We start from the raw sequence: 10,632 nt of genomic DNA on the forward strand, positions 1-10,632 counted from the left end.
GGCGATGACCCTCGACTGGCCGACATTGCTCCCCCTCATCTTCGCCGGCCTGATGGGCCTTGCCATCCTGATCTACGTCATCCTCGACGGCTTTGATCTCGGTATCGGCATCCTGTTCGCAGCCGCCGGAGACGCCGAGCAGGACACGATGATCGCCGCAATAGGCCCGTTCTGGGACGCCAACGAGACCTGGCTGGTGCTGGCCGTCGGCCTGCTGCTGGTCGCCTTCCCGCTGGCGCACGGCACCATCCTCACCGCGCTCTACATTCCGGTCTTCCTGCTCCTTGTCGGCCTGATCCTGCGCGGCGTTGCCTTCGATTTCCGGGCCAAGGTGCCGGCCGGTCACAAGCATCGCTGGAACCGCATCTTCTTCCTGGGCTCGGTCATCGCTTCGCTGGCGCAGGGCTACATGCTGGGAATCTATGTGCTGGGCCTTGATGTCGGCCTCGGCGGCATGGCCTTCGGCGCGCTGGTGGCGCTCTGCCTTGCCGCCGCCTACGCGGCGATGGGCGCGGCCTGGGTCATCTACAAGACGGAAGGCGAATTGCAGAAGAAGGCGGTGCTATGGCTGCGCCGGGCGCTGGTGCTGACCGCGCTCGGCATGGTCGCCGTCTCGCTGGCCACGCCGCTCGCCAGTCCGCGCATCTTCGACAAATGGTTCGTCTGGCCGGCCATGCTCTATTTGTCGCCGCTGCCGGTCCTGTCGGCGGTGCTGTTCGCATGGCTGTGGCGGCAGACCTTCCATCTGCCCAAGGCCGGCGACCGCCATGCGCTGACGCCGTTCCTGACGCTGGCCGCCATCTTCACGCTGGGCTTTGCCGGCCTCGCCTGGTCGTTCTATCCCTTCGTCGTGCCCGACAGGCTGACCATCTGGCAGGCGGCGTCCGCGCCGGAAAGCCTCGCCATCATCCTGGCCGGCACGGTGGTGGTGCTGCCGATCATCATTTTCTATTCGTTCTATGCCTACCGCGTCTTCGGCGGCAAGGCGACGGATCTGACCTACGACTGACTGGCAAACCGCCGAACTGCACAATATTTAGGCAGTTGCTCAGGCGGCAGCGGCTCGTGAAGACTGCCTTGCCAATCCCACCTTGCCAATCCCGCCGGGAAAGTCCGATTCGCAGCGATTTCGATGGTTTGGCATGTCTGTTGCTTTGCCCTGGCGACCAATTGGTTTTGTCCAGTCAAAGGGAAAGATAATGAACCGTCGCAATGTCTGCATGCTGGCCTTCGCCGCCGCCGTTGGAATGGCCATGGCTTCGTCTCCGCGGGCGCGGGCCGACGCCTTGAGCGACATCGCGGCGCGCGGCACCGTCCGCATCGCCGTTCCACAGGATTTCCCGCCCTTCGGCAGTGTCGGCGCCGACATGACGCCGCAAGGCTACGACGTCGACATCGCCAATCTGATTGGCGAAAAGCTCGGCGCCAAGGTCGAGATCGTCCCGGTCACCAGCGCCAACCGCATTCCCTATCTCCAGACCAACAAAGTCGACCTGGTCATTTCCAGCCTCGGCAAGAATCCCGATCGCGAGAAGGTCATCGACTTTTCCGAAGCCTATGCTCCGTTCTACAACGGCGTGTTCGCTCCGGCAGACGTCGCCGTCGCAAAAGCGGAAGACCTCGCCGGCAAGACCGTTGGCGTCACCGGCGGCGCGATCGAAGATCTCGAACTGACCAAGGTTGTGCCCGCGAGCGTCGAGATCAAGCGCTACGAGGACAATAACGGCACTATTTCGGCTTTCCTTTCGGGCCAGGTCGAGGTGATCGCGACCGGGAATGTCGTCGCCGCCGCCATCCTCGAAAAGAACCCGCCCAAGCGGCCGGAGCTCAAGTTCCTGATCAAGAACTCGCCTTGCTACATCGGCATGAACAAGGAGCAGCCGGCGTTGATGGCCAAGATCAACGGGATCATCGCCGCCGCCAGGTCCGATGGCGCCCTCAACGCCATTTCGCAAAAATGGCTGAAGGTGGACCTGCCGGCTGAGCTGTGATCGCCGCCCGCCGCGTGTGGCTGAGGTCGGATAGCAAGTCATGACCTATCAGTTCGATTTCAGCTGGCTGATCGGATCTCTGCCGGTGCTGCTCAAGGGCATCCGGATCACCGTGCAGCTTATCCTGATCGGCGCGGTGTTCGGCGTGGCATTGGGCATTGCCTGCGCCTGGGTCCGGGCGCTGGGGCCGAAATGGCTAAAACCCGTCGTTGCGACCTATGTCGAGCTGATCCGCAACACGCCCTTCCTCATCCAGCTGTTCTTCATTTTCTTCGGCCTGCCGTCGCTTGGCATCAGGATGTCGGAGCTGACCGCCGCCAACCTCGCCATGATCGTCAATCTCGGCGCTTACAGCTGCGAGATCATCCGCGCCGGCATCCAGGCCACGCCGCGCGGCCAGTTCGAGGCCGGCGCCAGCCTCGCCATGACCCCGTTCCAGACCTTCTGGCACGTGGTTCTGGTCCCGGCGCTGCAGCGCATCTGGCCTGCGCTGTCGTCGCAGATCGTCATCGTCATGCTGGGTTCGGCCGTCGTTTCGCAGATTGCCGCTGAGGACCTGACCTTCGCCGCCAACTTTATCCAGTCGCGCAATTTCAGGGCCTTCGAAACCTACATCGTCTCCACCTTGATCTACCTGGCGCTCGCCATCCTGCTGCGCCAGCTGCTGGCCGGCCTGGGCGGGATGCTGTTCCCGAGGAAGGCGTCGCGATGAGACAGGCGCCATGACCGAGTTCAGCTTCTGGGACATCCTGCGCAACCTGCTTCTGGCCGCCCGCTGGACCGTTGTCCTCTCGCTGGTCTCCTTCATCGGTGGCGGCATCGTCGGCGCGGCCCTGCTTTTCTTGCGCATCGGCGGCCGGCGTGGGATGCAGTTTCTGTCACGCGGCTATATCCAGCTGTTTGAGGGCACGCCGCTGCTGATGCAGCTCTTTCTGGCTTTCTTCGGGCTTGGCCTGTTTGGCATCGACGTTCCCGCCTGGGTTGCCGCCTGTGTCGCGCTCATCCTGTGGACCGCAGCCTTCCTCGCCGAAATCTGGCGTGGCTGCGTCGAGAGCATTGCCAAGGGCCAATGGGAGGCGTCAGCCAGCCTCGGCATGGGTTATCTCCAGCAGATGCGCTACGTCATCCTGCCGCAGGCACTGATAGTGGCGGTGCCGCCGACCGTCGGCTTCTCGGTGCAGGTGGTGAAGGGCACCGCGCTCACCTCGATCATCGGCTTCGTCGAACTGTCGAAGGCCGGTTCGATCGTCACCAACGCGACGTTCCAGCCGTTCACCGTCTATGGCCTGGTCGCGCTCATCTACTTTGCTTTGTGCTGGCCGCTGTCGAAATCCAGCCAGCTCCTGGAAAGGAAGCTCAATGTCGCTCATCGCAATCACTGAGGTGAAGAAGCGCTTCGGCGACAACGAGGTGCTGAAGGGGATTTCCATCGACGTCGCGCCGGGCGAGGTAGTCGCCATCATCGGCAAGAGCGGTTCGGGCAAGTCGACGCTGCTGCGCTGCATCAACGGGCTCGAGACCATCGATGAAGGCTCGATCGTCGTCGCCGGCGCCCAGTTCCTGCCCGACGAGGTGCATCTCAAGGCGCTGCGCCTGAAGGTCGGCATGATTTTTCAGCAATTCAACCTGTTTCCGCATCTCACCGCCGGCGGCAATGTCATGCTGTCGCAGATGGTGGTGAAGAAGACGCCGAAGAAGGACGCCGAGGCGGTCGCGCGAAAAATGCTCGACCGCGTCGGTCTCGCCCACAAGTTCGATGCGTTGCCGGACGAATTGTCCGGCGGCCAGCAGCAGCGCGTGGCGATCGCCCGGGCGCTCGCCATGCAGCCCAGCGCGCTGCTATGCGACGAGATCACCTCGGCGCTAGATCCCGAGCTCGTCGCCGAAGTGCTGGCCGTTGTCAAGGAATTGGCGGCGGAAGGCATGACGCTGGTGATGGTCACCCACGAGATGCGCTTTGCCCGCGACGTCTGCTCGCGCGTCGTCTTCATGCATCAGGGTCGTGTCCACGAGATCGGCGCCCCCGAGGACGTTTTTTCCAATCCCAGGACGCCGGAGCTCCGGCAGTTTCTGGGCGTGCAATAAGCTGTGTTGATATTCAGCCGGCCTGCACCCGGCGGTACTCGCGTACCCGAAAGTGCGCTCCGTTCCGGTCCTCGGAATCCACCATTTTCGGCGCGGCCTGACCTGGTACCTCACCACACCTGACGCCGACATGCGTCGACCAGGTACACACTGGCGAAAGATCAGCTCTTGTTGCCGGCCAGCACCAGCACCGGCTTGTCGCTGTAGAGGTCTGGGAATAGCGTCTTCAAATTCTCGACCTTGGGCAGGTCGTTGTAGACGATGTAGGGATAGGTCGGGTTCAGCGTCAAAAAGTCCTGGTGATAGTCCTCGGCCGGATAGAATTTTTTCCCCATCTCCAGCGTGGTCACGATCGGCTCCGGAAACACGTTGGCCTTGTCGAGCTGGGCGATATAGCTCTCGGCGATCTTCTTCTGCGCGTCGCTTTCGGCAAAGATCGTCGAACGGTATTGCGGGCCGCGGTCCGGACCCTGGTAGTTCAGCTGCGTCGGGTTGTGCGCGACCGAGAAATACACCTGCAGCAGCTGGCCGTAACTGACTTTGGACGGCTCGTAGATGATCTCGACGGCCTCGGCATGCCCGGTCCGGCCGGTGCCGACCGTCTCGTAGACGGCGGTGTCCTTGTCGCCGCCGGCATAGCCGGAGACGGCACTGGTCACGCCCTTGACGTGCTGGAACACGCCTTGCACGCCCCAGAAGCAGCCGCCGGCGAAGATCGCCCTGGCGGTGCCGGCGGCGGGTTTTTCGTCCATCGCCGGTGGCGGGATCACCACCGCCGCCTCGGCCGAGATCGCCGGCGTCTGCCACAAGGCGGCGCCAGCCGCCGCGAGCATCAGCGCCGCAAGCGCGCCCCAGGCGACGTTGGTCAATCGTTTCGCGGCGGTTCTTTCAATGCCGGCCATCTCTGATCTCTCCTGCATGAGGTTTTCGACTATACGACAGATAGGTTCGTCGCGGTTTCACATTGCCGTGCGGGCGTGTGCGTCGGCTGGCCCGACCCCGTTCCGGACGTGGCCTACTTGGCCGTGCCCATTGCGTCGCAGGTCTTGGTCGCCTCGTCCTTCTTCATCGCGTCGGTTTCCATGGCAGCCTTGTCCATGCAGCCCTTCAGCTTTTCGACCGCCATCGGATCCGCGGGCTTCATCGCGTCGGTCGCCGGCTTCATGGCATTGGTCGCCATCGCATTGGCCGGCTTCATCGCATCTTCGGCGCGGGCAATGCCGCCGGCAAAAAGCGCGGTCGAGCAAAGCGCGAAGGCAAGTGCCGGCAAGGTCAGGCGGGTGAAGGCGGTCATGATGTCTCCCAGAGTTGGTGGCGCGCCGGAATGGCGATCACATCAGCTCTTCGCCGCCGCCTGGGCCTTCGTTACAGCCATCACCGCTTCGTGATCGCCCATCTCCGCCCGTCCTCGAATTGGCCCACAAATAAAAACGCCGCCCGGTGGCTGGCGGCGTTGTGATTTGCATTGCTTCGATAAGGTCGAGCGTTGCGCCGTTTCCCGTCCAGCTACTGGGTAAGCACTGTTTGCGAAGGCCGTTGATTGAAGTCGCACTTGCCGGTCACGGTGTAGAAGAAGTCGGCATTGGACACTGGAGCCGGCACGGGATTTCCGCCGTCCTCCCAGGCCTGCTGGCTGGATTGGCCGCACGGCACCGCGGTGAAGATGTCCACCTTCTCGCCGTTCGCGACCTCGACGCCGTCGATGTACAGCCGGTTCGATGTCGCCGAATCGTTGGATTTGAGGACGGGTGGCTTGGGCGGGTTTGCTCTTGCGGCATCCGGCACATCCATCTGCAGAAACAGTGAGTCCATAAGGCTGACATCGATCACCGCGCCGGCGCCGTTCGCCGGGTACATGGTGTTGGTGCAGGTGGTCAGGTATTTCTTGTTGCCGCTAACCTGTGTGATCGCCCCGGTTGGCAGGTTGTTGAAATTCTGCACTGTCTTGGTCGTGCATTTTTGTTCCTGGACCTTCGTCTCCGTCGCTCCATTGACCGTATAGACCGTCGACGTGCCGTAGCCTTTCGGATCACCAAAGTTGTTGTAGACATAGGTGATCTTCATCAACGGGTTGACCGCCGTCTCGATAAATTTCGTGCCGTAGAGCGACACCGTCTTGTTCCAGTGGCCCGACACCTTTTGGACCTTGAACGTGGTCTGCACCAGCGCCGGCCTCTTGCGCACTGCCGATGCGACGCCGATCTGCACGGTGTCGACGCGGGCGATCTGCATGAAGTTCGTCGGCATGGCAAAGCTGGCCGAAGCATTGATGCTGGCGGTGCCGTCGGCGGCGACGACGAAGCCGTCGAGCTTGGCGGTGCCTTGCCCGCTATTGGCCGCAAACGACTCCTGCAGTCTCACCTGACGGTCCGCCAATGACGTGCTTGTCGGCAGCGTGGTGATCGCCAGGGTCGCGGCATCGAGCGCATTCTGCATCGAGCCCTTGGTCGCAATGGCCGCGTTATAGTCGACCGAGAGGCCCAGAGCGGCACACATCGGGATAAGCATGATGGCGAGTATCGGCGCTAAGGAGCCGCTCTCGGAACTGAGAAAATGGCTTCCGGACAGTGGCATTTCGTGTTCCCCAAAACGGTAACAGGTCGTGTCCTGTCACGCAGGCCGCGAATTATGCCTTAATCTGATGGAGCAAAGTTTAACGACGCTGCGATCGCCGGCGGCTCATGCGGCGCCGGCCGCTTGCCCGGGCAAGCTGCCCCTGCTAAAGCGCCCGACATGACCACGCCGATCAAGAACATCCGCAATTTCTCCATCGTCGCGCATATCGACCATGGCAAATCCACGCTTGCCGACCGGCTGATCCAGCTGACCGGCGGGCTGGAGCTGCGCGACATGAAGGAGCAGGTGCTGGACTCGATGGATATCGAGCGCGAGCGCGGCATTACCATCAAGGCGCAGACGGTGCGGCTGAAATACCACGCCAGCAATGGCGAGGATTATATCCTGAATCTGATCGACACGCCCGGCCATGTCGACTTCGCCTATGAAGTGTCGCGGTCGCTGGCCGCCTGCGAGGGCTCGCTGCTGGTCGTCGATGCCTCGCAAGGCGTCGAGGCGCAGACATTGGCCAATGTCTATCAGGCCATCGACAACAACCACGAGATCGTCGTGGTGCTCAACAAGGTCGACCTGCCGGCCGCCGAGCCCGAGCGCATCCGCGAGCAGGTCGAGGAGGTGATCGGCATCGATGCCTCCAACGCCGTGCTGATCTCGGCCAAGACCGGCCTCGGGATTCCCGATGTGCTGGAGGCGATCGTCAACGATTTGCCGCCGCCGCGCGAGGGCGACATTGCTGCCCCGCTCAAGGCGATGCTGGTCGACAGCTGGTACGACGCCTATCTCGGCGTCATCGTGCTGGTCCGCATCATCGACGGCGTGCTGAAGAAGGGCCAGACCATTCGCATGATGGGCACCGGCGCCAAGTACCTGGTCGAGCGCACCGGCGTCTTCACGCCGGCCCGCATCAATGTAGACGAACTCGGCCCCGGCGAGTTCGGCTTCTTCACCGGCTCGATCAAGGAAGTCGCCGACACCCGCGTCGGCGACACCATCACCGAGGACAAGCGCCAGACAGCACAGGCCCTGCCCGGCTTCAAGCCGGCGCAGCCGGTGGTGTTCTGCGGCCTGTTCCCGGTCGATGCCGCCGATTTCGAGGATCTGCGCGCCGCAGTCGGCAAGCTGCGCCTCAACGACGCTTCTTTCTCCTTTGAAATGGAAACCAGCGCTGCGCTCGGTTTCGGCTATCGCTGCGGCTTTCTTGGCCTGCTGCATTTGGAAATCATCCAGGAGCGGCTGGAGCGCGAGTTCAACCTCGACCTCATCGCCACGGCGCCGTCGGTCGTCTACCGGCTGCTGTTGAACGACGGCACGACCAAGGAATTGCACAACCCCGCCGACATGCCCGACGTGGTCAAGATATCGGCCATCGAGGAGCCGTGGATCCGCGCCACCATCCTGACCCCGGACGAGTATCTCGGCGGCATCCTAAAACTCTGCCAGGACCGGCGCGGCATCCAGGCTGACCTGTCCTATGTCGGCAAGCGCGCCATGCTGACCTATGACCTGCCGCTCAACGAGGTCGTCTTCGACTTTTACGACCGGCTGAAGTCGATCTCCAAGGGCTACGCCTCCTTCGACTATCACCTTACCGATTACAAGGAAGGCGACCTGGTCAAGATGTCGATCCTGGTCAATGAGGAGCCGGTCGACGCGCTATCGATGCTGGTCCACCGCACGGCGGCAGAAAAGCGCGGCCGGCTGATGTGCGAGAAGCTGAAGGAACTGATCCCGAACCATCTGTTCAAGATCCCGATCCAGGCGGCAATCGGCGGCAAGGTCATCGCCCGCGAGACGATCTCGGCGCTGCGCAAGGACGTCACCGCCAAATGCTACGGCGGCGACGTCTCGCGCAAGCGCAAGCTGCTCGACAAGCAGAAAGAGGGCAAGAAGCGGATGCGCCAGTTCGGCAAGGTGGATATCCCGCAGGAGGCGTTTATCCAAGCGCTGAAGATGGGCGATTGAGGTAGCCGGTCGGCGACCGTGCGAAGCGCGGCGCCGAGACATCGATCCGGTGGATAGATATTTCTGATAAGATCGTTGTCCGGAGACTGCATAGGAGGCCACGATGGCTACTGAGTCGAAGGAGAAACAGTACCAGAACTTCAAGCATGCCGCCCGCAAACTGAAAACCGACGAGTCCGAGGAAAACTTTGACCGCGTGTTGAAGAAGGTGGTGACCGCAGTCCGCCACGCATCAGACTGTGCGGTGAACTCGGCCCCGGCGTATCCACCGGGGCCTTGTGACTGCGGCGTAATCAAAGCTCGACGATGATCCCGAGCTTCATTGCTTTGTCGCCACGTTTGTAACCATCGCGCGGGCCGCTGAACGACACGCCATTGTGTGCGGCGCTGACTGCTCTATCTATTCTGAACAGCTTCCATTCAGTGTGCTCATGCGAGGCACTTGCGCCGGACACCTGATATGCGCGTAAGAGAGTCTGCCCGTCCCTACCGTGGCCTAGTGCGTGCGGTTCAATGACTCGAAGGCCGGGATCGTACACGAGATGTACAAGGAGTCTGTTTCGGATTGCATGTTCAAGGGTCGGTATCATTGTCGTCACCTTCTGACGTTGTACACGTCGTCAGGCTTGACACTGCGAGCCAAAAGACTCAGAACACTCTTGCAAGGGAGTGCAGCTTCCGCGCCTGACGACCATCATCTGCGGAACCTGAACTTTAGAAACCGTCGCTGGGTACCAGCCTGCGACGGTTTCGTTTTTCAGGCGTCAACACCCTGCATGACGCCGGGACATGGTCCCCGTCAAGTTGTTTTCCCCGCCTTTATTCCGGCCTCTACTTGGCACGTTAAAAGCCACAGTGAATCATAGGCTTAGAGGACGTTACGGCGGTTTCCTTTTTCGGATAGCTTCGGCTGTATACTTTATCGGCTCAAAAACAGGTCAAAACCGGCCCTGAAATTCGAATCACTAGCTGATTGGAGCCATTCCCCTCCGGCTGGGTAGCACCTAGTGCGATATCAGCCGAGCGATAATGGCTTCGTCTGGTTCGTTGTCGGTGAAATCCTGAAAGACCAGCTTGGCGTGTTCCGCCCAACGCTCTTCAGCCAGGTTTAGCTCTTTGACCAACTTCCGGAATGGATGCCTTCACGCCCCACTCTGTCCTGCCGGACATCTCCCCCACGAGGGGGGAGATCGCTACTTGACGCCCTTCGCGCAGCAGCCTTAGCCTGCCCGCATCCACAGGAGATCCCACCCATGGCAGGCACGGTCGAAGGCGAAAAAATCGATGTCGGCTTTTCCGGCCGGCGCTGCATCCATTCGCGCAATTGTGTGCTTGGCGACCCGCATGTGTTCGTGCCCAACGCGAAGGGCCAATGGATCCATCCCGAGGCGGCCAGCGTCGAGAAGATCGTGGCGATCGCCGAAAGCTGCCCATCGGGCGCCATCACCTATGTCAGGAAGGATGGCGGCCCGCAGGAAAAGCCACCGGTGGTCAACACCGTGCGCATCCGGGAAAACGGCCCGCTGGCGGTGCATGCCGAGATCGTGCTGAATGGCGAAACATTTTATCGCGCCACGCTCTGCCGCTGCGGCGCCTCGGAGAACAAGCCGTTTTGCGACGGCAGCCACAGCAAGTCAGGCTTCGCCGCCACCGGCGAGCCGGCACTGAAGGACACGCCGGCGCTGGACGCGCGCAATGGCCCACTCACGGTAACGCCGACCACCAACGGCCCGCTCAAGCTCGAAGGCAATGTCGAGATCGTCACCGGCACCGGCCACACGGTCGGCCGCACGACACGCACCTTCCTCTGCCGCTGCGGCCACTCGGCCAACAAGCCGTTTTGCGACGGCAGCCACAAGCGGGAGGGGTTTGTGGGGTAGGTTGACGCTGCGAATCTCCCCCTTGAGGGCCCTTGAGGGGGAGATGGCCGGCAGGCCAGAGGGGGTGGGGGGGGGGGGGGGGGGGGGGGGGGGGGGGGGGGGGGGGGGGGGGGGGGGGGGGGGGGGGGGGGGGGGGG

At 62.2% G+C, this 10,632-nt stretch carries 11 protein-coding genes; 8 read left to right on the forward strand and 3 right to left on the reverse strand.

The annotated features are described in order from the left end of the window. Positions 1-4 precede the first annotated feature (4 nt). The 5 genes from AC0L3H_RS23605 to AC0L3H_RS23625 all read left to right on the forward strand — a co-directional run bounded on the left by AC0L3H_RS23605 (position 5) and on the right by AC0L3H_RS23625 (position 4,076). Positions 5-1,009 (forward strand): cytochrome d ubiquinol oxidase subunit II, encoded by a 1,005-nt coding sequence (locus AC0L3H_RS23605; RefSeq protein ID WP_091591938.1) that lies wholly within the window; start codon positions 5-7, stop codon positions 1,007-1,009. 211 nt (positions 1,010-1,220) lie between these two features. Further along, entirely contained in the window at positions 1,221-1,991 is a 771-nt protein-coding gene (locus tag AC0L3H_RS23610) for a transporter substrate-binding domain-containing protein (RefSeq protein ID WP_473587070.1), read from the forward strand. Positions 1,992-2,031: 40 nt separating this feature from the next. Continuing rightward, the gene (locus AC0L3H_RS23615) at positions 2,032-2,703 is read left to right on the forward strand and encodes an amino acid ABC transporter permease (protein WP_128169315.1); all 672 of its coding nucleotides are present in this window, start codon (positions 2,032-2,034) and stop codon (positions 2,701-2,703) included. A 10-nt stretch (positions 2,704-2,713) separates the two neighbouring features. Further along, positions 2,714-3,373 (forward strand): amino acid ABC transporter permease, encoded by a 660-nt coding sequence (locus AC0L3H_RS23620; protein ID WP_473587060.1) that lies wholly within the window; start codon positions 2,714-2,716, stop codon positions 3,371-3,373. Then, positions 3,351-4,076, forward strand: a complete 726-nt coding sequence (locus AC0L3H_RS23625; RefSeq protein WP_473587061.1) for an amino acid ABC transporter ATP-binding protein — start codon at positions 3,351-3,353, stop codon at positions 4,074-4,076. Before AC0L3H_RS23620 ends, AC0L3H_RS23625 begins: the two co-directional genes overlap by 23 nt. Before the next feature lie 161 nt (positions 4,077-4,237). Here AC0L3H_RS23625 and msrA read toward each other — a convergent pair whose 3' ends face one another. The 3 genes from msrA to AC0L3H_RS23640 form a co-directional block, all read right to left on the reverse strand. Then, positions 4,238-4,978, reverse strand: coding sequence for a peptide-methionine (S)-S-oxide reductase MsrA (msrA, locus tag AC0L3H_RS23630; RefSeq protein ID WP_473587062.1), 741 nt, complete (start codon positions 4,976-4,978; stop codon positions 4,238-4,240). Positions 4,979-5,091: 113 nt separating this feature from the next. Continuing rightward, the gene (locus AC0L3H_RS23635) at positions 5,092-5,370 is read right to left on the reverse strand and encodes a hypothetical protein (RefSeq protein ID WP_027154709.1); all 279 of its coding nucleotides are present in this window, start codon (positions 5,368-5,370) and stop codon (positions 5,092-5,094) included. Positions 5,371-5,582: 212 nt separating this feature from the next. After that, positions 5,583-6,650, reverse strand: coding sequence for a TadE/TadG family type IV pilus assembly protein (locus AC0L3H_RS23640; protein WP_473587063.1), 1,068 nt, complete (start codon positions 6,648-6,650; stop codon positions 5,583-5,585). Between the two features lie 159 nt (positions 6,651-6,809). Between AC0L3H_RS23640 and lepA the strand changes: the two genes are divergently transcribed. The 3 genes from lepA to AC0L3H_RS23655 all read left to right on the forward strand — a co-directional run bounded on the left by lepA (position 6,810) and on the right by AC0L3H_RS23655 (position 10,495). After that, positions 6,810-8,615, forward strand: a complete 1,806-nt coding sequence (gene lepA, locus AC0L3H_RS23645; protein ID WP_027154707.1) for a translation elongation factor 4 — start codon at positions 6,810-6,812, stop codon at positions 8,613-8,615. A 103-nt stretch (positions 8,616-8,718) separates the two neighbouring features. Then, positions 8,719-8,925 carry a hypothetical protein gene (locus tag AC0L3H_RS23650; RefSeq protein WP_023801431.1) on the forward strand — a complete coding sequence of 69 codons (207 nt, stop codon included), beginning with the start codon at positions 8,719-8,721 and terminating at the stop codon, positions 8,923-8,925. 943 nt (positions 8,926-9,868) lie between these two features. Then, complete coding sequence (locus AC0L3H_RS23655) at positions 9,869-10,495, forward strand: CDGSH iron-sulfur domain-containing protein (protein WP_473587064.1); 627 nt, start codon at positions 9,869-9,871, stop codon at positions 10,493-10,495. The last annotated feature ends 137 nt before the right edge of the window (positions 10,496-10,632 follow it).

The organism is Mesorhizobium sp. WSM4816 (assembly GCF_055811535.1).

Bases quoted from the DNA above. Each gene is read 5' to 3' on its own strand.
- AC0L3H_RS23605 (WP_091591938.1), top strand. From the start codon at position 5: ATGACCCTCGACTGGCCGACATTGCTCCCCCTCATCTTCGCCGGCCTG.
- AC0L3H_RS23610 (WP_473587070.1), top strand. From the start codon at position 1,221: ATGCTGGCCTTCGCCGCCGCCGTTGGAATGGCCATGGCTTCGTCTCCG.
- AC0L3H_RS23615 (WP_128169315.1), top strand. From the start codon at position 2,032: ATGACCTATCAGTTCGATTTCAGCTGGCTGATCGGATCTCTGCCGGTG.
- AC0L3H_RS23620 (WP_473587060.1), top strand. From the start codon at position 2,714: ATGACCGAGTTCAGCTTCTGGGACATCCTGCGCAACCTGCTTCTGGCC.
- AC0L3H_RS23625 (WP_473587061.1), top strand. From the start codon at position 3,351: ATGTCGCTCATCGCAATCACTGAGGTGAAGAAGCGCTTCGGCGACAAC.
- msrA (WP_473587062.1), bottom strand. From the start codon at position 4,978: ATGGCCGGCATTGAAAGAACCGCCGCGAAACGATTGACCAACGTCGCC.
- AC0L3H_RS23635 (WP_027154709.1), bottom strand. From the start codon at position 5,370: ATGACCGCCTTCACCCGCCTGACCTTGCCGGCACTTGCCTTCGCGCTT.
- AC0L3H_RS23640 (WP_473587063.1), bottom strand. From the start codon at position 6,650: ATGCCACTGTCCGGAAGCCATTTTCTCAGTTCCGAGAGCGGCTCCTTA.
- lepA (WP_027154707.1), top strand. From the start codon at position 6,810: ATGACCACGCCGATCAAGAACATCCGCAATTTCTCCATCGTCGCGCAT.
- AC0L3H_RS23650 (WP_023801431.1), top strand. From the start codon at position 8,719: ATGGCTACTGAGTCGAAGGAGAAACAGTACCAGAACTTCAAGCATGCC.
- AC0L3H_RS23655 (WP_473587064.1), top strand. From the start codon at position 9,869: ATGGCAGGCACGGTCGAAGGCGAAAAAATCGATGTCGGCTTTTCCGGC.